Below are 19,905 nucleotides of genomic sequence, written 5' to 3'. Positions count from 1 at the left end.
CCAGACTCCGGGTCAGGGGGCGGGTGGCTCGGCGGGCGTCTCCGCGGCGTGCCCGGCGAGCACGCCCGTACGTACGCGCTGGACGAACCAGTAGTAGGCGAAGCCGCCGATGCCGACCACGCCGATGAACAGGAACGCGCCCCAGCGCAGATACCAGTGCTGCGGGCCGGTCGCGTTGTAGACCGCCGCCCGCGGCCAGGCGAGGTTGAGCGACATGGCGCCGCCCCACAGCACGGCCAGGACGTTGACGGGCAGCCCGAACCGTCCGAGCGAGAACTTGCCCCGGACCGGCTCCCACCGGCCGCGCAGCCGCTGGACCAGCATCGGCAGGGTGACCAGCAGATACGCCAGATAGATCATGATGATCGCGATGCTGGTGATCACCGAGAAGATCTGCGGCTGGTTCACATTGATCACCAGGATGGCGACCGCGATGATCCCGATGACGACCGCCGGCAGCACCGGGGTCTGGAAGCGCGGGCTGACCCGGGCGAGCAGCGAGGCGGCGGGCAGATTGGTGTCCCGCGCCATCGCGAACGCCAGCCGGATGCCCGCGGTGTGCACGGCCAGCGCGCACACGGTGATCGCGATGACCACGCACCACAGCACGATCTGGCCGACCGTCGAGCCGAGGGTGCTGAGCACCACGTACTGCAGGCCGTCCACGGAGAGCTCCCGCGCGTGCAGGTCCGGCACGGCCAGCAGGGCGAAGAGCAGGATGAGCCCGCCGATCAGGAACGACGCGATGAGCGCCCGCAGGATCGCGCGGGGCGCGTTGCGGCCGGGGTCCACGGACTCCTCGCCGAGGGAGGAGGCCGTGTCGAAGCCGTACATGACGTACGCGGAGGCCAGCGCGGCGGTGAGGAACGCGCCGAGGTAGCCGAGCGAACCGCCGCCGCCCAGCCCGTTCGTCTCGGTCACGGCGGCGGGGCCGCGGGTGATGTGCGCGGCCAGCAGCACGATCAGCGCGACGGCGGCGACCAGCTCGATGGCGACGCCCGCCGAGTTGATCTGCGCCATGAGCTTGACGCCGAAGGCGTTGACCACGGTCGTGAACGCGATGAGCACGGTGCCCAGCAGTACCGCGTTGGCCGCGGCGTCCGTCTTCCCGGCGCCGTCGCCGACGAACTGGAACCAGCCGGAGATCTGCGGCAGCGTGACCTGGTACGCGAGGGCCACGGCGGCGAGCGACACCATGGTCGCGGTCATCATCATCCAGCCGCCGAGCCAGCCGACGTGCGGGCCGCCGAGTTTCTTCGCCCAGTTGTAGACCGAGCCCGCGACCGGGTAGCGGGCGGCCAGCTCGCAGAAGCACAGGGCCACCGTGAGCTGCCCGCAGAAGACGATCGGCCAGGACCACCAGTAGGCCGGGCCGCCGTGGCTCACACCGAAGTAGAAGAGCTGGAAGGTGCCGGTGAGGATGGAGATGTAGCTGATGCCGGCGGCGAAGGTGTGGAAGTTGCCCAGGGTGCGCTTGAGCTCGGGACGGTAGCCGAGCTCGGCGAGCGAGTCGTCGTCGTGGGAGGCGTCGTGAGAGGAGTCGCGGGCGGCGTTGGGGCCGGTGTCGGGGTCGGCGTCGCGGGAGGGGCCGTGCGGGGCGTCGGATGAGTCGTCGTACGTACCGCCGGATGGGTTCACTCGAACCACCGCTGCGGGCGCGGCGCCGTGTTCCGCCAGATGTGCTTGGCCTCCTGGTACTCCGCCAGCCCGGCCGGCCCCAGCTCCCGGCCCACCCCCGACTGCTTCATGCCGCCCCACTCGGCCTGCGGTACGTACGGATGGAAGTCGTTGATCCACACGGTGCCGCACCGCAGCCGCTCGGCGACCCGGTGCGCGCGCTCGGCGCTCTGCGTCCAGACCGCCCCGGCCAGCCCGTAGACGGTGTCATTGGCGAGGGCGACGGCCTCCTCCTCGTCGCGGAACCGCTCGACGGTGAGCACCGGGCCGAACGATTCGTCGCGCACCACCGACATCCCCGGCGCGCACTCGTCCAGGACGGTCGGCGGGTAGTAGAAGCCGCCGCTCAGCGCCGGGTCCTCGGGGCGCGCGCCGCCCAGGCGCAGCACCGCGCCCTCCGCCAGTCCGGCCGCCACGTACGCCTCGACCTTGTCCCGGTGCGCGGCCGAGATCAGCGGGCCGGTACGCGCGTGCTCGTCGAACGGGCCGCCGAGCCGGATCTCCCGCGCCCGGCGCACCACCTCGTCGACGAACGCGTCGTGCAGGGCGTCCTCGACGAGCAGCCGCGCCCCGGCCGAGCAGACCTGCCCGGAGTGCAGGAAGACCGCCATGAGCGCGTAGTCGACGGCGGTGTCGAAGTCGGCGTCGGCGAAGACGATGTTGGGGTTCTTGCCGCCCAGCTCCAGGGCGATCTTCTTCACCGTCGGCGCGGCGGCGGCCATGATGCGCCGCCCGGTGGCCAGGCCGCCGGTGAAGGAGACGAGGTCCACCCGCTCGTCCGAGGTGAGGGGCGCGCCCGCGGCGGCCCCCGCGCCCAGCACCAGGTTGGCGGCGCCCTCCGGCAGCCCGGCCTCGGTGAGCGCCCGCATCAGCAGGATCGCGGTGTGCGGGGTCAGCTCGCTGGGCTTGAGGACGAAGGTGTTGCCGGCGGCGAGCGCCGGGGCCACCTTCCAGGCCGTCTGGAGCAGCGGATAGTTCCAGGGCGTGATCAGCGAGCAGACGCCGACCGGTTCGTGGACGACGCGGCTGTCGGTCTCCGGGCTGCCGGCGTCGACGACCCGGTCGGCGCCGCCGGCGGCGCCCAGGTTGCCGAAGTAGCGGAAGCAGTTCGCGATGTCGTCCATGTCGTACTCGCTCTCCACGAGCCGCTTCCCGGTGTCCAGGGACTCGGCTCTGGCGAACGCGTCCTTGTCGCGTTCCAGCAGGCACGCGACGCGCAGCAGCAGCCGGCCGCGCTCGGCGGCCGGGGTGCGGGGCCAGGGGCCGCGGTCGAACGCCTCGCGGGCGGCCGCCACGGCGGCGGCCGCGTCCTCGGGGCCCGCCTCGTCCACGGTCGCCACCAGCGTGCCGTCCGCGGGACAGCGGATCTCGCGCGTGCGGCCCGCGGCGGCCGCGGTCCACTGACCGCCGATGAACAGCTCCGGCATGGGGTCCCTCCGGGCTCGTCTGCGTCGATGTGCGCGTACGTATGGATACGCGCATGAGTTGATGTGTACGGGTCACATGGGGCGGGCGGCTGCGGGGTGGGGCGGCGGGGCGGTTTCACGCAGAGCCTAAGTGGCGCGGGTCACACGTACACGGTGTACGCCGCCGTTCGGTCGACGGGCGTGGGGCGCGACTCGTCGGAGGGGAAGCCGCCGGGGCCGGTCCGGGTGATCCCTAGGGGGCGCCCGCGGTCCCCGGAATCCCCATGATCATTCGAGCGGAGGACGGTTCCGAGTGGACTAAAGATGGGTCGCGGCCCGCTTCCGTACTGCCGAAAGAGTAGGGGCAAGTCCCTCCGTGCGGACGACGCAGGAAGCATCGGCCGCGCGTCATTGTTGGAGATATGAACGTTGACCGACGGACCCGGCGAGGCGAGACATGAGCCCACTCGTGCTCTCGGTACTGCTCTGCGTGGTCTCCGCCGTCTGCTATGCGGCCGGAGCCATCGTCCAGGAGCGCGTAGCCGCCACCGGCCCGCACGGTACGTACGCTCCGTTCGGCCAGCCTCGCTGGTGGGGCGCGGTGATCCTGACCGGCGCCGGGGCCGCGCTGCACGTGGCGGCGCTGGCGTACGGGCCGCTGAGCCTGGTGCAGCCGCTGGGGGCCCTCACGATCGTCTTCGCGCTCCCCATGGGCGCCCTCGTCGTCCGCCGCCGGGTCGCCGCCGCGGGCTGGCGCGGCGCGATCCTGGCCTCCGTGGGGCTGGCCGGGCTGATGTCGCTGACCGGCGAGGCGCGCCCCGGGGAGTCCCTGGACACCGCCGAGCGCCCGGTGCTCGCCGTCGGCGTGCTCGTCCTGGCCGCGCTGCTGGTGCTCGCGACGCGCTGGATGCGCCGCCCGGTCGTCCGGGGCGTGGCGCTGGCCGTGGCGGCGGGCGCGGTCTTCGGCATGGCGTCCGTCTTCACCAAGACCGTCGCCGAGGGCTGGACCGACGGCGGGACGCTGTCGGTCCTCGCGCCGAGCCTGGCGGCGGTCGTGGTCCTGGCGGTGTCGGGGCTGCTGCTCTCGCAGGCCTCGTACCGGGGCGCGGGGCTCGCGGCGCCGCTCGCCACGGCCACGGTCGTCAATCCGGCCGTCGCGGCGGCCGTCGGGATAGTGGCGATGGGGGAGCGGTTCCGGTACGGGCTGCCGGGCGGCCTGCTGGCGCTCGCCGCCGCGGCGGTCGCGGCGACCGGCGTGATCATGCTCACCATCGAGGGCAGCAAGCAGGAACCGGAGCGGGCGGACGAGCCGCGGGGCCCGGAGGGACCGGGCGGCACGCACGCGGAGACTCCGGTGCCCCGGCCGGCGCGGGAGCGGTCGCCGGTTTCCTCCTCCGCTGCCGAGGAGGCCGCGGGCCTGGTCACGGCCGGAGCGAAGGTCGCCGCGGAGTAGCGGGACCGCGGCGCGGTCGGCGCGGCGCCGGAGCGTCCCCGGCTTCATGATCAAGATTACTGAATTGTCAGCGCCTCCCCGTATGTTGATCCGCATGAAGCACGGAAAACCCAAGGGGCAGGGGCTCGCGCGCTCGTCCGCGCTGATGGCGGTGGGCACGGTGATCTCCCGCGCGACGGGGATGATCAGGCTCCTCCTCCAGGCGGCGGCGCTCGGATCGGGGCTGCTCGCCAGCACGTACACCACGGCCAACACCGTGCCCGCGAGCCTCTACTTCCTGATCATGGGCGGGGCGCTCAACGCGGTGCTGGTCCCGCAGCTCGTACGGGCCCGCCTTGAGCAGCCCGACGGCGGGCGGGCGTACGAGCAGCGGCTGGTCACCCTCGTAGTGTGCGTGCTCGCGGTGGGCACGGCGCTCGCCGTGTGGGCGGCCCCGGAGATCGTCAGCATCTATATGCGCGACACCCCGGACCAGCACGCGGCGTACGAGCTGACCGTGGTCTTCGCGCGGTTCCTGCTGCCGCAGATCTTCTTCTACGGGCTGTTCGGCATACTCGGCCAGGTCCTCAACGCGCGGGGCAAATTCGGCGCGATGATGTGGACGCCGGTGCTCAACAACCTCGTCCTGATCGCCATGTTCGGCCTCTACCTCGGCTTCGTCACCGCGCCCGACAGCGTCCAGGACATCACGGCCGCCCAGGTGCGGCTGCTGGGCATCGGCACCACGGTCGGCATCGCGCTCCAGGCGCTCTCCCTGGTCCCCTACGTACGGGAGGCGGGCTTCCGCTTCCGGCCGCGGTTCGACTGGCGCGGGGCCGGGCTGCGCAGGAGCGCCGTCGCCGCGCGCTGGACCCTGCTATTCATCCTGGTTAACCAGGTGGCCATGACCGTCGTCACGAACTACGCCAACGCCGCCGACCTGAAGAGCCCGCAGGGCGGAGTGGGCAACTCCGCCTATTTCTACGCCCAGAACATATGGACCCTGCCCCAAGCAGTTGTAACTGTCTCAGTGGTCACAGCCTTGCTCCCCCGCCTCACGCGTGCCGCCGCCGAAGAGCGGATCGACGACATGCGCGACGACCTCTCCCGCGCGCTGCGCGTCAGCGGCGTCGTCATCGTCCCCGCCGCCTTCTTCTTCCTGGTCTTCGGGCCCCAGCTGGCGGCCCTGCTGATCGGCCACGGCAGCGGGGACGCGGCCTCGGCGGAGCCCGCGGGCAACATGCTCCAGGCGTTCGGCCTCGGCCTGATCCCGTTCTCCGCGCAGTACCTGCTGCTCCGCGGGTTCTACGCCGTCGAGGACACCCGTACGCCGTTCTGGATGGCCGTATGGATATCCGGCGTCAACGTCGCCCTCGCCACCGCCTGCCACCAGCTGCTGCCCGTGCGCTGGGCCGTGACCGGCATGGCCGCCGCCTACGGCGTCTCGTACGGCGTCGGCCTCCTGATCACCGCGCTCCTGCTGCGCCGCAGGCTGGAAGGGCGGCTCGACGGGAAGCGGCTCTGCCGCACGTACGGCAAGCTGACGCTCGCCGCGGTGCTCGCGGGAGCGGCCGGTCTGGCCGCGGCCCACGTCTCCAGCGCTCCCGTGCTGGCGCTGGCCGCCGGGGGAGTGGTCATGGCCGGCCTGTTCGTCCTGCTGGCGAAGGCGCTGCGGATCGGCGAACTGCGCAGCCTGCCGGGCCTGGGCTGAGCCCCCCGGCAGCTCACGGAGCCCGCCCGGCGCCCCTCAGGAGGGTTCGGGCGGGCTCAGGTGGTCCGGGGGCGTCATCGGCAGCGTGAAGCCGATCTCTGCGCCGCCGCCCTCGCGGTTCGCGGCGTGCACGGTGCCGCCGTGCACCGCCGCGACCTCGCGGACGATGGCGAGGCCGAGCCCCGAGCCCGGCAGGGTGCGCGCGGTCGAGGCCCGGTAGAAGCGGCCGAAGATGTGCGGGAGGTCCGCCTCGTCGAGGCCGGGGCCCCGGTCCCGTACGTCCACCCGCCCGCCCGAGACCACGATCTCCAGCGGATCGGCGCGGTCCTGGTCGAACTTGGCGGCGTTCTCCAGCAGGTTGGAGAGCGCCCGCTGGACGGCGGGCGGCCAGGCCAGCACCGTGGCCGGGGCCGCCGTCCGCACCGTGACCGTACGGCCCGTGCGGCGGCGCGCCAACGCGGCGGCCCGCTCGGCCGCCTCGCCCAGCGCCACCGGCACCGGGTCCCCCGCCTCGCCCTGCCCGGCCGCCAGCTCCACCAGCTCGTTGACCAGATCGGTCAGCTCCCGCGCCTCGTCCGTGAGATCGGACAGCAGCTCGTCGCGGACATGCGGCGGCAACTGGTCGTAGCGGCGCAGGGTGGACAGGTTCGTACGGAGCGACGTCAGCGGCGTGCGCAACTCGTGCCCGGCGTCCTGGACCAGCCGGCGCTGGTCCTCCTCCGAGTGCGCGAGCCGCCCCAGCATGTCGTCGAACGCCCGCCCCAGCCGCCCCACCTCGTCCTGCCCGCCGACCGGCACCTCCATGTCGAGCCGCCCCGTCGCCGCGACGCCCTCGGCGACGCCCGTCAGCCGCACCAGACGGCCCGTGATCCGGCGCGCCAGCCACCAGCCGACGATCGAGGACGCGGCGATCAGCGCGGCCACGAACAGGAGGGTGCGCTGCTGGAGGTCGTTGAGCAGATCCTCGGTATCGCTGAGCTGCTGGGCGACCTGCACCGCGCCCCGGCCGCCGCCGAGCGAGACCGTGGCCTGGCGGTAGTCGTCGCCCTCGACCTCGCCGCCCACGAACCGGACCACCCCGGCCCGGCGGTTCTCCGCCAACGCCCGGTCCGTGGCGGACACCGGCAGCGTCGGCTGCCCCGTGTCCGCTATCCGCCCCTGGGCCCCGAGCACCTGGACGACGGTACGGGTGGGGCGGATCAGATCGTCCCGCGGACCGTCGTGGTCCGGGTCCCCGGACACGTAGTCGGCGGGGAAGAGGGCCTTGTGCGTGACCTGCCGGCGCAGGTCCTGGACCACCTGCCGGAAGACGGACTGCTGGTCGACCCGCACCAGATGCGCCGCCGCGTCATAGCTGAGGAAGCCCACCAGCCCCGTGACCACCGTCGTCACCAGCGCGAACGAGGCGGCGAAGACGGTGCGCAGGCTCGGGCGGGGGCGCGGCCGCAGACGCAGCCTCACGGGTCAGGACGCCCGCAGGGTGTAGCCGACCCCGCGCACCGTATGGATCAGCGGGGACAGCTCCGGCAGATCGACCTTGCGGCGCAGATAGCCGATGTAGACGGCGAGGTTCTTCGAACCCGGCCCGAAGTCGTACCCCCAGATCCGGTCGTAGATGGTCGAGTGGTCCAGCACGATCCCCGCGTTGCGGACCAGCAGCTCCAGCAGGTCGTACTCGGTCCGGGTCAGCTCCAGTTCCCGCCCGGCCCGCCACGCCCGCCGCGCCGACGGCTCCAGCCGCAGGTCCGCGACCTCCGGCACCGCGCCCGAGACCGTGGGGCCCGGCGCCACCCGGCGCAGCAGCGCCCGCAGCCGCGCGAACACCTCGTCCACGTCGAACGGCTTGGCCACATAGTCGTCCGCCCCCGCGTCCAGCCCGGCGATCCGGTGCGCCGTCTCCACGCGGGCCGTCAGCATCAGGATCGGCGTACGGTCGCCCTCGGCGCGCAGCACCCGGCACACGTCCAGCCCGTCCACGCCCGGCATCATCACGTCCAGCACGATCACGTCCGGCCGGCTCCGGTGCGCGGCGGCCAGCGCCTCCACGCCGTCGGCCACCGCCGTCACGCGGTAGCCCTCCAGCGCCAGGGCGCGCTCCAGCGCGTGGCGGATGGCCCGGTCGTCCTCGGCGAGCAGCACGGCGTAATTCACCGGGCCAAGTCTGCCAAGGCGGCGCGGGCCCATCGTCGCTGCCCCCGTCCGCTCCGTCCCGTACGCACCGCTCGTTCCGCTTCTCTTACCCGGCTCTTAATGCGGTCACGCAGCCGGCTTACCTGCCTCGGCCACCGTGAGCACCGCGCCGGGAGCACGCCGACGGGCCGACGGGCCGTACGGGGCTCCTGATCACCTCATCGCCTGGTCACAGGTGCGGCTCCCGACCGCGCAGACTGCTCGGCAGACCCCGGAAAGACACCGCATGAAGATCGCATTCCTGCTGCACAACGCCTACGGCATCGGGGGCGCCAACCGCACGACCTTCAACCTGGCGGCCGCCCTCGCCGACCGGCACCAGGTGGAGATCGCCTCCATGACCCGCCACCGGGACGAGCCGGGGCTCGCCCTCGACCCGCGCGTACGGATCGTGCCGCTGGCCGGCCTCCGGCCGCCGGGCGGCACGGACCAGGCCGGCCCCGACGACGCGTACGCCGAGGGAGCAGGGACGGCCGGGGCAGTTGGGGCGGCCGGGGTGGCCCCCCTCGCCGCCGAGCGCCACCTCGGCCCGTACAACCGGCTCGCCGAGCGGCTGGCCGCGGACTACCTGCGCCGCTGCGCGGCCGACGTCATCATCGGCACCCGCCCCAGCGTCAACATCCACCTCGCCCGCTTCGGGCCCCGCCGGGCGCTGCGCATCGCACAGGAACACCTCTCCCTCGACGCCCACCCCGAGCGGCTCCGACGCGAACTGGCCCGGAACTACCGCTCGTTGGACGCCCTCATCACGACCACCGACGCCGACGCCGCCGCCTACCGGGAGCGGATGGCGCTGCCGGGCGTACGGATCCTGGCCGTGCCCGACAGCGTCCCCGAACCGCCCGGCCCGCCCTCCGGCGGCACCGCGAAGGTCGTCGTGGCCGCCGGGCAACTCGCCCGCGGCAAGCGGTTCGACCTCCTCATCGAGGCGTTCTCGGCCGTCGCCGCCAAACGCCCCGACTGGCGCCTGCGCATCTACGGCGGCGGCGCGGAACGCGACCGCCTCGAACTGCTCATCGCCGGGCTCGGCCTCCGCAGCCACGTCGAACTCATGGGCCCGCACGCCCCGATCGAGGCCGAGTTCGCCCAGGCGTCCCTCGCGGCCTTCGCCTCCGAGACCGAATCCTTCGGCGTGACCATCATCGAGGCCATGCGGTGCGGGCTCCCCGTCGTCTCCACCGACTGCCCGCACGGCCCCGCCGAGATCATCCGCGACGGCGTCGACGGGCTCCTCGTGCCGACGGGCGACGGCCAGGCCCTCGCCTCCGCCCTCCTCGACCTCATCGGCGACGCGCCCCGCCGCCGCGCCATGGCCGCCGCCGCACTCGACGGCTCCCGCCGCTTCGACCCCGCCCCGATCGCCCGCGGCTACGAGCGCCTCTTCGCCGAACTCGCCGTCACCCGGCGGCGCCGCGCCGTGCACCGCGCCTACGCCAGACTCCGGGCCGCCGTCGCCGCCCGGAACGGTGCGCCGGACGCCGACGGCGCGCGCCCGCGGGCCGCCGCCGACGGCGCGGGGACTGGGCGCCGTACGAACGGTGGCGACGGCGACAGTGCTGCCGGTGCGCGCGGCGCGGCACCGGCGCGTCCCGGCGGTGCCGCGCCGCGCGGCACCGTACTCCGGTGGACCGCGCCCCACCCGGACGATCCCCGGTGCGCCGCCGCAGCCGAGCCGCCCCGGGCCCGCCCCACCGCCCAGGGAAGAACCGCCTACCGCGCCGCCGTCGACGGCGCGGCGGCCACGGCGCAGCGCCGCACCGTCGTACGCGCCGCTCGGCAGAGCGCCCGCCGAAGGGAGCGCGGCGCCGGAGCGACCGCGGGCCGGTTGGCGGACGTACGGGCGAGCGGGCCCCGCCGGGGAGCCGTCGCGCGGCTGGGCGCGCGCCGCGGGGCGCTTCCGCGGCTACGTACAGGCCGGAGGGGCGTCACACCTCTCCGTACGAGCCGAGTTCTCCGTACGCGTCGAGTTCCCCGTACGAGCGGAGCTCTCCGTACGAGCGGAGCTTTCCGTACGCGTCGAGTCGTCGATCGGCTGTTCGCTCGGCGGCGGGGCGGGTCGGTCTGGCGCGGTGCTCGGTGGGGGACCGGAGTGCGGGGCGGGGCGCGTTCGGTCCTTCTGCCGCGGGCGCGAGCACGGGCGCGCGTGCGGGTGCTCCGGGGCGACGTTCTGCGGAGGCGGGCCGGCGAACGGGCGGCCGGCCTGGAGAGGGCCGGGCATTGGGGCCGCGTCGTCGCACGGCTGCTGACGCGGTCCGGAGAGCACGGCGGCGGGCGGACGGCGACCGATGCCGCTGTCGTCGGGCAGGACCGCCTGGCCTTCTTGCGGCTCCACGGGCAGCCGGCCGCCGGGAGCTTCTGCGGCACGCTCGCCAACCCGCGCTTCCCCCGCCTCTTCGGCGGACCGGGCCCCGGGGCCTGCGGAGAGCCGGGGTGAGCGGTGACGGCGGCATACGGCCGGAGGCCGGTTCGTGAACCTGTTGCACGCGGCGGCCTTCGGGGCGGTGCGGGGGCTCACCGAGTTCCTGCCCGTCTCGTCCAGCGCGCATCTGCGGATCGCCTCGGCGCTCACGGGGTGGCCCGCCCCCGGCGGGGCGTTCGCCGCGGCGACCCAACTGGGCGCGGAAGCCGCCGTACTGGTCTATTTCCGGCGTGACCTCGGCGCGATGGCGCGGGCGTGGGGGCGTTCGCTCGTACGGCCCGCCGCACGCGCGGACCCCGGCGCCCGCCTCGGGTGGAGCATCGCCGTCGGCAGCGTCCCCATCGCCGTGCTCGGCCCGGCGCTCCACGACACGATCGCGCCCGCCTTCCACGACCTGCGGCTCGTCGCACTCGGTCTCATCGCCCTGGGCGTGCTCCTCGCGATCGCCGACCACTGGGCGCGGGGCGACCGCGCCGCGCCCGAGCCGCGGTGGCGCGACACCGTCCTCATCGGCCTCGCGCAGACCCTGGCGCTGCTGCCGGGAGCGTCGCGTACGGGCGGCAGCCTGGCGGCCGCGCTGTTCGCGGGGTTCGGGCGGGTGGCGGCGGTGCGCTACTCGCTGCTCCTCGCCGTCCCCGCCGTGCTCGGCTCCGGGGCGTACGGGCTGGTGCGCGGGGCTGCCGCGCACAGCGGCGGGTACGCGCCGGGCGCGGTGGCGACGGCCCTGTTCGCGGCGGCCGTGGCGGGGGCGGTCGGGTACGCGGCGCTGACCTGGTTCATGCGGTTCATCGCGGCGCACACCTTCGGCGGTTTCATGGTCTATCGCACCGCCGCCGGGTTCCTGCTCCTCGCCCTGCTCGCCGCCGGTTCCCTGCCGGTCACGGCCTGACGGACCCCAAGTGCGCGGCCGGGCGCGGGCGGTGGCGGGCGGCGGCCGAGGGGAATTGTCAGTGGTCTCTGGCACGCTCGGACCATGACTGAGATTCCCGTCGAAAACGTCGAGAATTACGCGCGGACCTGGGGCGACGGCGCGCGGACGGAGCCGCCGCTCACCGGCGACGAGCGCACCGCGCTCACGTCGTCGCTCGACTGGCACCGCGCGACTTTCCAACTCAAGTGCTCCGGCGTACCGGTGGACCGGCTGTCGGAGAAGGCCATCCCGCCGTCCGGGCTGAGCCTGCACGGGCTGGTCCGGCACCTCGCCGCGGTCGAACGCTGGTGGTTCCGGATCCAGTTCGCCGGGGAGCGGGTGCCTCAGCTCTACTACTCCGACGACGAACCGAACCAGGACTTCGACGACCTCGACGGCGATGCCACCGTGGCCTTCGCGGTATGGCGCGCGGAGTGCGAATGGGCCCGCGAGATCGTCGCCGAGGCGGCGTCCCTCGACGTGACCGGCATCCGCCGACGCACCGGCGAGCCCATCTCGCTCCGCCGGATACTCGTGAACATGATCGCCGAGTACGCGCGCCACAACGGCCACGCCGACCTGCTGCGGGAGCGGATCGACGGCGCCACGGGCCACTGAGGCGCCGGGCGGCCCCGACCCGTGGGGCGCGCTTCAAGTCGGCCGATCCGCGGCTGACTTGGCGCGCTCGCGGCAGCACAGCATGTCTGTTCACGTTCGTCGTTCCAGGGGGGAATCCGACCATGCGAAACGCCCGCGCCGCCCGGCACGAAGAGGAAGGAACTGCTGCGGGGCTACGAAGCGGTCTTCAAGGGCGACCTCCAATATGACCCGGCTCGGGCGCATGGGGGCATAGCCGAGTAGCCCGTCCAGCCCGTCCAGCCCGTCCAGTCCGGCGGGCAGGGGAGGGCCGAGGGCAGGGGCGGCCCTGGGGCCGGGTGCCGCGACGCCGCCTACGGGGTCGCCAGCGCCCGGCGCGGGGGCCGGTCGCAGGCCCGGACCGGGCAGTGCAGGGAGGGGCTCCGGCGTACCGCGAGCAGCGCCATGTCGTCGGACGGCGGACCGCCGACATGCCATCGGACGTCACGGAGGAGGTGGTCGAGCAGCTCCTCCGGGGCCGCGCCGCCGAAGCGGGCGAGGCGGGCGGCCGGGTCGTAGAAGACGCCATGGGCGTCGCGCGCCTCGGTCACGCCGTCGGTGAGCAGGAGCAGCGTCGCGCCGACGGGCAGCGGCAGCGTCTCGGTGGCCACGGGGCCGGGGCTGAGCGCGCGCAGCCCGAGCGGCAGGCCGCGCCGCCTCGGCTCCAGGCGCCGTACGGTCCGGGGGCCGAGCAACAGGGGCGCGGGGTGGCCGAGGTTGAGCAGTTGCACCGTCGCGCCGTCGGCCGGGATCTGCGCGAGGACGGCGGTGGCGAAGTGCTCGCCGCTGTCGCCGGACCGGCCGGGTCCGACCCGGCCCGCACCGCCCATGCCCCCGGTGCCGAGCGCGTCGCGCCCATGGGCCGTGCCGCCCGCACGACCCGCATAGTTCGCGTCGACCGGATGGCCCGCGTCGACCGCATGACCCGTATGGCCCGCGACGACTGACCCTTCCGGTATTCCGGCTGATTCGGCGCTCGCCGCGTCCTCGCACGCGGGCGCCGTCTCCAGGGCGTCGGCCAGCGCGGACAGCGTGGGCGCCGCATCGGCGGCCGCGTCGAACGCCTTCAGCAGCGCCGCGGCGCCCGCGGCGGCACGCGGCCCCTTGCCGCGCACGTCGCCGATCAGCAGCCGGAGCCCGTACCGGGTGACGCGCGCGGCGTGCAGATCGCCGCCGGAGCGCGTGGCCCGGTCGGCGGCGACATTGCGCGCCGCCGTCGTCAGCGAGGTCATCGCCGTGCCCATCAGGTCAGGCGTCCCGCAGCAGCGCCGCGAGATCGCTGTCGACATCGAGGTGCCCGCTCTCGGTCCCCGCGGGCACCAACTCGTAGGAGTGGCGCAGGAAGAGGCGCAGTTCCGTCGTATCGATCTGAATCATGGCCATGCCCTCCAGGGCATGGAATTCCAGTACGGTGCGGTCCGTGCCGCACGGCCAAACGTGGACATCACCGGCGCCGACCGGCTCGTTCAGCCCGGTCGCCAGCAGGTCGCGAGCAAAGGTCCAGGCCACTTCCGCGCCGTCGAGGGACGCGGTGGCCGGGAAGGTGATGCGTACGGCGAAAGGGTCGGCGGGCTCGTACCGCAGGCCGGCGGGGATCGCCCGCTCCAGCGGTGCGGACGCGATAAGGCGGACCTGGACGGCTTGATTGATGACAGTGGACAACGCCTGCTCCCTTGCTTTTGGTGCGGGTCTTGTCTCTACGACCCCTTAGACGGCCGCTTCATTACGCCAGTGCACACGATTCTGTTGTGACCTGTGTCACCCCCAATTATTGGATGGGATATTTCCCCTTTACGCTTACGAACTCGATGCAATGCCTCCAAGACCGGGCGGACCTGTCATGCACTCCCGCCCCCAGGAGAGGCACCGACAGGGGTGTTTCACCATGACCGACGGTTCCATATCGCTGGACGCGGACGGCTACACGCGGCTGTTCGAGCAGGAGCACCCGAGACTCGTCGCCTACGCGCGTACTCTCACCGGCAACTCCTGGCTCGCCGAGGACCTCGTGGCCGAGGCCCACTTCCGGATCTGGCGCCGGCTGCGGGCCGGACACGTCATCGACAATGTCCCCGCGTACCTCACTACCACCGTCAGAAACCTCTCCACCACCGTTGGTCGTGCGAACCGCGAGATCCCGCAGGATCCGGAAGACGGGCACGCCTGGCCCGAGGAGCCCCGTACGGCCGAGGATCCGATGCAGCGCGTCGCCTACGTCGACCTGCTGGCCAAGGTGATGGAACAACTGCCGCGCCGCTGGGTCAAGGCCCTGTGGCTGGCCGAGGCCGAAGACCAGCCGCTGGAGGCCGTGGGCCGGCAGATCGGCGCGGGCAGCGGGGCGACGGCCGTACTGCTGCACCGCGCCCGCGAGGGCATGCGCCAGGCGTTCCTGCGGTCCATGCCCGGCACCCCGTCGAGCGCGTCCTGCGAAGGGCACTGGGAGCGGATGCCCGCCCACGTACGCGGCGTGGCGTCGGCGAAGCAGGCGAACGGCCTGGAGTCCCACGTCTCGGACTGCCCCGACTGCAGCAACCGGATGGCCCTGCTGGCGCGGGCCAACACCAGGCTGCCCGCGCTTGTCGGTCCGGCGCTGCTGACCCTGCTCGCGAGCGGCTCGGCGAAGTTCCTGATCCCGCTGGCCGGGGCGGGCGCGGCCGCCGCCGCGGGACAGGGCGGCCAGCCCACCGGAGCGGGCGCGGCCAAGTCCGTACGGCACCTGCTGCGCGGCCAGGTCGGGCAGGCCGGGCCGGTCGCGGCCACGGTCGCCGGGATCGGCGTGGTGGCCGTCGCGGGCGCCGCCGTCGCGGCGGGCATCGCCCTGACCGGCGGGCAGGGGCCTCTGCCACAGAAGCGCGCGGCGGCCCCGGCGGCCAGCTCGGCGACCGGGCAGGGCGGGGGAGGCAGCGCAGGCGGTACGGGCGACGGAGACGGTACGGGAGGTACGGACGGGGCCTCCGGAGCCGATGGATCTGCCGGGGCCGGTGGCTCCCGCGGTAACAGCAGCGCGGACGGCTCCAGAACCGGTGGCTCCGGAACCGACAGTTCCAGGGAAGAGGAGCGGGTGGGCGGGCTGCCCGCGCAGCGGACCTCCGGCAGCGGCGAGCAGCCCGGCCGCACCCCGGCCCCGCCCGGCCCCGCGCCCTCCTACTCCGCGGTGACGCCGCTGCCGACGATGACCGCGCCGACGATCCCGCCGTCGAGCGCGCCTCCGAAGCCGACGCCAACCGGCACGCCCACGGGTGCGCCCACCCCGACGGGGCCGCCGACCCCCACCGGGACGCCGTCGCCTACTACGAACCCCACGACCCCCACGGCCCCTCCGACCACGGTGCCGCCCACCACCACGCCCCCGACGCCTACGCCCACGCCGAAGCCCACCCCCACGCTGCACTGCGAGTGGTACCACTTCGGCCACTGGAAGGTGAAGATCTGCTGGTACCAGTAGGCAGCGCGGCGGTTTCCCCGCGTGCGTCGGCCGTGCCCTTCGGCCCATGGACGGGTGCACCCGGCGTCGGCTAGCTTCCCGGCCCATGAGGGCCATGGGGATATTGAGACGTGCAGTGATCGCAGCGGTCTGCGGGGCGGCGGTGGCGGCAGGTGCCGGGGGCCCTGTCCAAGCCGCACCCGCCCGGACCGCCTCAGATGACGTCGTCCGGAACGGGACAGCGGGCCCGCTCTCCTGGCGGGCCACCCCGAGCGGTACGGACGCGCGGCTGCGCGGGCTCGCCGCCGTCAGCCGCTCCGCCGCCTGGGCGGCCGGAACGAAGGGGATCGTGCTGCGGACGCTCGACGGCGGACGCCACTGGCGCGATGTCTCGCCGCCCGGCGCGGGCGAGTTGGAGTTCCGGGACATCGAGGCGTTCGACGCCCGCCACGCCGTCGCGCTGTCGATCGGCGAGGGCGCGGCCTCGCGCGTCTTCCGCACGGAGGACGGCGGCGCTACCTGGACGGAGAGCTTCCGTAACGCCGACCCCAGGGCCTTCTACGACTGCATGACCTTCTTCGACCGCCGCAACGGCATCGCGCTCAGCGACCCGGTCGACGGCAAGTACCGCGTCCTCGCCACGCACGACGGCGGCCGCGAGTGGCGCGTACTGCCGTCGGACGGCATGCCCCCGGCCCGGCCGGGCGAGGCCGCGTTCGCGGCGAGCGGCCAGTGCCTGGTCTCCGCCGGCAGCCGCGACGCGTGGATCGCCACCGGCGGCGCGGCGGCCTCCCGCGTCCTCCACTCCGCCGACCGGGGCCGCACCTGGACGGTCGCCGAGACCCCCCTGCCCGCGGGCGACCCGGCGCGCGGCGCCTTCGCGCTCGCCTTCCGCGACCGTACGCACGGCATCGTGGTCGGCGGCGACTACCGAGCCGGGCAACCGTCCCCGAAGGCGGCCGCCGTCAGCCGGGACGCGGGCGCGACCTGGTCGCCGTCCGCACGGCCGCCGGCCGCGTACCGTTCCGGCGTTGCCTGGCTGCCGCACACCCGCACCGTCGCGCTCGCCGTCGGCCCGGCCGGCAGCGACATCACCGTGGACGGCGGACGCACCTGGCACGGGTTCGACTCCGGCTCGTACGACACCGTCGACTGCGCCCCCGACCTCGGCTGCTGGGCGGCCGGGGAGCAGGGGCGGATCGGCCGGCTCGCGCTGTCGGCCCGGTAGCCGCGGAGGCCGCGTCGGGGTGTCGCGGAGGGTTACGGCAGCTGCTGCCGGTACGCGTCGAGCGCCTGAGCCGTCTTCGTCATCACGAACTGCGTGATCTCGTATTCGCACACCCCGGCCACCACGAACGGGTCGCTCGCGGTGATCTCCGCCATCTTGGCGCGGTCGTCCCCGGCGGCCAGGATGATGCCGCCGTCGCGCGGCACCTTGCGGCCGGAGGCGATGAAGACACCGGACGCGTAATGCGCGTCGAGCCAGGCGATGTGCTCCTCCAACGCGGCGTCGATGCGCTCGATGGGGGCGGTGTAGGTGAGTTCCAGTACGAACATGGGGCCACGCTACTGGACCGCCTCGCGCCCCGGCCGCCCCTGCCCAGCCGCCCCTGCCCAGCCGCCCCTGCCCGGCCGACCGTTCTCCGGCCGATCGCTCCCCGGTTGATCGCTCTCCGGCCGGGGCGCGGTGCCGAGGACGATCTCCAGGAGCGTGTCCGGCGCCTCGGCCATGACGTCGTGGCCGGTCGGCAGGGTGTGCGTATGCCGGCCGGGCACGTGGCGCACCCGTTCGTAGAAGGCGGTGAAGGGGTTCTCCGCGCATTCCGCTCACCCCGCCTCGGGGCGGTCGAGGACGCGCAGCCAACTGCCGTCGCGCTGGCGGCGCGCCACCTGGGCCCGGCCGCCTGTGCCATCGGCCGCCCGGGTCGAAGTAAGGGCGAGGTCGCCGTTGAACACGGTGGGCAGGGGCTCCTCCAGCTCGAAGTGCGGGCGCGGCGCGAGCAGCCGTTCGAGGACCGCGCGGATCGCGTCGCGCCCCACGGTCTGACCGCCGGGCGGGAAGGCGAGCACCGCGTCGGGCTCGTAGAGCGCCGCGACCCCTTCGACGTCACCCGCGTTCGCCCGCTCCACGAACATCCGGGCCAGGTCCTCGGGGTGGGCGGCGGTTTCGCGTGCGGTGGTCATGGGCGTCTCCTTGAGGTTCCTTGAGGTGCAACCGGTTGAGAGGTGCAGCCGGTTGATAGGTCAACGGTCGGCCACCGGCAGCCAGAAGTCCAAGAGCTGGATCGTCTGCCAGCTAGAATCAGCGCTTATGGAGCTGCGGCAGTTGGAGTACCTCGTGACCGTCGTCGAGGAGGCGAGCTTCACCAGGGCCGCGGCCAAGCTGCACGTAGCGCAGCCTGGGGTGAGCGCCCAGGTCAGGCAGCTCGAACGGGAACTGGGCCAGGAACTGCTGGACCGCTCGGGACGCACGGTGCGCCCGACCGAGGCGGGCGCCGCCGTCCTTCCGTACGCGCGCGCCGCGCTCGCCGCCGTCGCCGGCGCGCGGTTCGCCGTCGACGAGCTCACCGGGCTGCTGCGCGGCCGCGTCGCCGTGGGGATGGTGACGTCCTGCGCGCCCCTCGGACTGCCGGATCTGCTGGCCGACTTCCACGAGGACCACCCCGGCGTCGAGATCAACCTCATCGAGGACAACTCCGACCGGCTGATCGCCGCGCTCCGGGCCGGCCGCCTCGACACCGCGGTCATCGGGCTGGCCGGCCCCGCCCCGCAGGGCATCGCGACCGAGACCGTCACCGACGAGCCGATCGTCGCGGTCGTCAGCCACGGCGATCCGCTCGCCGGACGGACCGGCCTCGCCTTCGACGTCCTGCGGGACCAGCCGCTGATCAGCCTGCCGCGCGGTACGGGCCTGCGGACCTGCCTCGACGAGGCGTGCGCCGCCGCGGGGTTCGCGCCGCGCATCGCCTTCGAGGCGGGCGATCCCAACGTCCTGGCCCAGCTCGCCGAGCGGGGCCTCGGCGTGGCGATCCTGCCCGGGTCCCTCGCCGCCTACCACCGCGCGACGCTGCACACGATCACCTTCACGGGCCCCGAATTGCGCGGCCGTCTGGCCCTGGCCTGGCGCGGCGAGGGGGCCGCCGGCCCGGCGGCGCGAGCCCTGATCGAGCGCGCCCGCCGGGCGCTGGCCCCGGTGCGGCCCTGACGTCTGACAGTGATGCCTGACGCCTGATGCCCGAAGGCACGCAGAGCGTGCGGCCCGTACGGTCCGCGCCCCGCCCCCCTCACGCGCGCCGCGTCTCCACCAAGAAGCAGCCGAACTCCACCGCCCGTACGTGTACCGCCGCCACCTGCGGGTTCTCGTACAGCTCGGCCAGGCCCTGCTCGATCGTTAGGTCGGCATCGGCGCCCTCGCCGTCGATGAGTCGGCCGCCCAGGATGGAGCCCTCGGCGGTGTAGGCGCGCAGGACGCGGCGGGCGCCGCGCATGGTGTCGGGGAAGGCCCCGGACGCGTCGCCCGCCCAGCCTCCGCAGTCGCCGAGGTGGATGAAGACCGGGCCGACCTCGTCGTACGGGCCCGGCTCGGCGGCCGTCTCGCGCGCCCAGCGGCGCAGCGGCGCGTAGGACACCAGGGCCAGGCTCTCGCCAGGCTTGCTGCGGCTCAGACAACAGCGCAGCGGGCTGCCGCCCTCGCCGTCCTCGGTGACGGGGCGCGGCGCGTTGCCCGCGTCGTCGCGGACGCGCAGTTCCTCCAGGGTGTGCGGGTCGATGGCCCGTATCTCGTACTGATCGCTCATGTCACCCATGCTGGGTGCGGGCGCACGCGGACACCGGCGGATATCGGCCGTGGTCCTGGCCTGTCCGGCGAAACGCTCGAAGGCGCGCCGACGCCGCCCCGAAAACCTTGACAGTCGACCGGCCCTGGTTCAGATTCAGCCACAGAGGTAGGACGTCCCATGTCCCGGAAATCGGGGTATTGCGGAACTCATCCGCGACCTCTGAATTCCACCGACTCGTACCCCGCCGATCCCCTGATTCCGCCGAATTCCACCGCCCGCCGAAACTCCCCGTACTCCCGATGTCCCCCTACCGGAAAGCTG

Annotated in this window: 18 protein-coding genes; 8 read left to right on the top strand and 10 right to left on the bottom strand. The window is 73.8% G+C overall.

Annotation, left to right across the window (positions count from 1 at the left end):
- Positions 1–12: 12 nt before the first annotated feature.
- A complete protein-coding gene (locus AB0I49_RS33255; protein WP_363230911.1) occupies positions 13–1,638 on the bottom strand; it encodes an amino acid permease in 1,626 nt (541 codons plus the stop codon).
- Positions 1,635–3,104 (bottom strand): aldehyde dehydrogenase family protein, encoded by a 1,470-nt coding sequence (locus tag AB0I49_RS33250; RefSeq protein ID WP_363230910.1) that lies wholly within the window; start codon positions 3,102–3,104, stop codon positions 1,635–1,637. Before AB0I49_RS33250 ends, AB0I49_RS33255 begins: the two co-directional genes overlap by 4 nt.
- A 436-nt stretch (positions 3,105–3,540) precedes the next feature.
- Between AB0I49_RS33250 and AB0I49_RS33245 the strand changes: the two genes are divergently transcribed.
- Positions 3,541–4,536 (top strand): DMT family transporter, encoded by a 996-nt coding sequence (locus AB0I49_RS33245; RefSeq protein ID WP_363230909.1) that lies wholly within the window; start codon positions 3,541–3,543, stop codon positions 4,534–4,536.
- A gap of 94 nt (positions 4,537–4,630) precedes the next feature.
- Positions 4,631–6,226: a murein biosynthesis integral membrane protein MurJ gene (murJ, locus tag AB0I49_RS33240; RefSeq protein WP_363230908.1), complete on the top strand. Its 1,596-nt coding sequence runs from the start codon at positions 4,631–4,633 to the stop codon at positions 6,224–6,226.
- Positions 6,227–6,262: 36 nt separating this feature from the next.
- On the opposite strand, the gene AB0I49_RS33235 is transcribed toward murJ, so the two are convergent.
- Both AB0I49_RS33235 and AB0I49_RS33230 read right to left on the bottom strand, forming a co-directional pair.
- Positions 6,263–7,687, bottom strand: a complete 1,425-nt coding sequence (locus AB0I49_RS33235; RefSeq protein WP_363230907.1) for a HAMP domain-containing sensor histidine kinase — start codon at positions 7,685–7,687, stop codon at positions 6,263–6,265.
- A 3-nt stretch (positions 7,688–7,690) separates the two neighbouring features.
- The gene (locus AB0I49_RS33230) at positions 7,691–8,377 is read right to left on the bottom strand and encodes a response regulator transcription factor (protein WP_363230906.1); all 687 of its coding nucleotides are present in this window, start codon (positions 8,375–8,377) and stop codon (positions 7,691–7,693) included.
- Positions 8,378–8,642: 265 nt separating this feature from the next.
- On the opposite strand from AB0I49_RS33230, the gene AB0I49_RS33225 reads away from it, so the two are divergent.
- The 3 genes from AB0I49_RS33225 to AB0I49_RS33215 all read left to right on the top strand — a co-directional run bounded on the left by AB0I49_RS33225 (position 8,643) and on the right by AB0I49_RS33215 (position 12,363).
- Positions 8,643–10,850 (top strand): glycosyltransferase, encoded by a 2,208-nt coding sequence (locus tag AB0I49_RS33225; protein WP_363230905.1) that lies wholly within the window; start codon positions 8,643–8,645, stop codon positions 10,848–10,850.
- A 34-nt stretch (positions 10,851–10,884) separates the two neighbouring features.
- Positions 10,885–11,724: an undecaprenyl-diphosphate phosphatase gene (locus AB0I49_RS33220; protein ID WP_363230904.1), complete on the top strand. Its 840-nt coding sequence runs from the start codon at positions 10,885–10,887 to the stop codon at positions 11,722–11,724.
- 84 nt (positions 11,725–11,808) lie between these two features.
- Positions 11,809–12,363: a DinB family protein gene (locus AB0I49_RS33215; protein ID WP_363230903.1), complete on the top strand. Its 555-nt coding sequence runs from the start codon at positions 11,809–11,811 to the stop codon at positions 12,361–12,363.
- A 332-nt stretch (positions 12,364–12,695) separates the two neighbouring features.
- Here the strand turns inward: AB0I49_RS33215 and AB0I49_RS33210 are convergent, their stop codons facing one another.
- Together AB0I49_RS33210 and AB0I49_RS33205 are read right to left on the bottom strand one after the other, a co-directional pair.
- Positions 12,696–13,670: a PP2C family protein-serine/threonine phosphatase gene (locus tag AB0I49_RS33210; protein WP_363230902.1), complete on the bottom strand. Its 975-nt coding sequence runs from the start codon at positions 13,668–13,670 to the stop codon at positions 12,696–12,698.
- Positions 13,630–14,043, bottom strand: a complete 414-nt coding sequence (locus AB0I49_RS33205; protein ID WP_363230901.1) for an SsgA family sporulation/cell division regulator — start codon at positions 14,041–14,043, stop codon at positions 13,630–13,632. Before AB0I49_RS33205 ends, AB0I49_RS33210 begins: the two co-directional genes overlap by 41 nt.
- A 223-nt stretch (positions 14,044–14,266) precedes the next feature.
- Here AB0I49_RS33205 and AB0I49_RS33200 point away from each other — a divergent pair, with 223 nt between their 5' ends.
- Entirely contained in the window at positions 14,267–15,826 is a 1,560-nt protein-coding gene (locus tag AB0I49_RS33200) for a sigma-70 family RNA polymerase sigma factor (protein ID WP_363230900.1), read from the top strand.
- A gap of 115 nt (positions 15,827–15,941) precedes the next feature.
- Complete coding sequence (locus tag AB0I49_RS33195) at positions 15,942–17,033, top strand: oxidoreductase (RefSeq protein WP_363230899.1); 1,092 nt, start codon at positions 15,942–15,944, stop codon at positions 17,031–17,033.
- 32 nt (positions 17,034–17,065) lie between these two features.
- On the opposite strand, the gene AB0I49_RS33190 is transcribed toward AB0I49_RS33195, so the two are convergent.
- The 3 genes from AB0I49_RS33190 to AB0I49_RS33180 are packed head-to-tail and all read right to left on the bottom strand — an operon-like array spanning position 17,066 to position 17,989.
- Positions 17,066–17,362, bottom strand: coding sequence for a YciI family protein (locus AB0I49_RS33190; RefSeq protein WP_363230898.1), 297 nt, complete (start codon positions 17,360–17,362; stop codon positions 17,066–17,068).
- A gap of 9 nt (positions 17,363–17,371) precedes the next feature.
- Positions 17,372–17,581: a hypothetical protein gene (locus tag AB0I49_RS33185; protein ID WP_363230897.1), complete on the bottom strand. Its 210-nt coding sequence runs from the start codon at positions 17,579–17,581 to the stop codon at positions 17,372–17,374.
- Positions 17,582–17,632: 51 nt separating this feature from the next.
- Positions 17,633–17,989 carry a nuclear transport factor 2 family protein gene (locus AB0I49_RS33180; protein ID WP_363230896.1) on the bottom strand — a complete coding sequence of 119 codons (357 nt, stop codon included), beginning with the start codon at positions 17,987–17,989 and terminating at the stop codon, positions 17,633–17,635.
- Between the two features lie 127 nt (positions 17,990–18,116).
- On the opposite strand from AB0I49_RS33180, the gene AB0I49_RS33175 reads away from it, so the two are divergent.
- Entirely contained in the window at positions 18,117–19,010 is an 894-nt protein-coding gene (locus tag AB0I49_RS33175) for a LysR family transcriptional regulator (protein ID WP_363230895.1), read from the top strand.
- A gap of 79 nt (positions 19,011–19,089) precedes the next feature.
- Here AB0I49_RS33175 and AB0I49_RS33170 read toward each other — a convergent pair whose 3' ends face one another.
- The gene (locus tag AB0I49_RS33170; protein WP_363230894.1) at positions 19,090–19,602 is read right to left on the bottom strand and encodes a DUF1203 domain-containing protein; all 513 of its coding nucleotides are present in this window, start codon (positions 19,600–19,602) and stop codon (positions 19,090–19,092) included.
- Positions 19,603–19,905: the final 303 nt, after the last annotated feature.

This window comes from Streptomyces sp. NPDC050617 (assembly GCF_040654795.1).
GTDB lineage: Bacteria > Actinomycetota > Actinomycetes > Streptomycetales > Streptomycetaceae > Streptomyces.
This window is presented reverse-complemented; position numbering and strand designations above follow the sequence as displayed.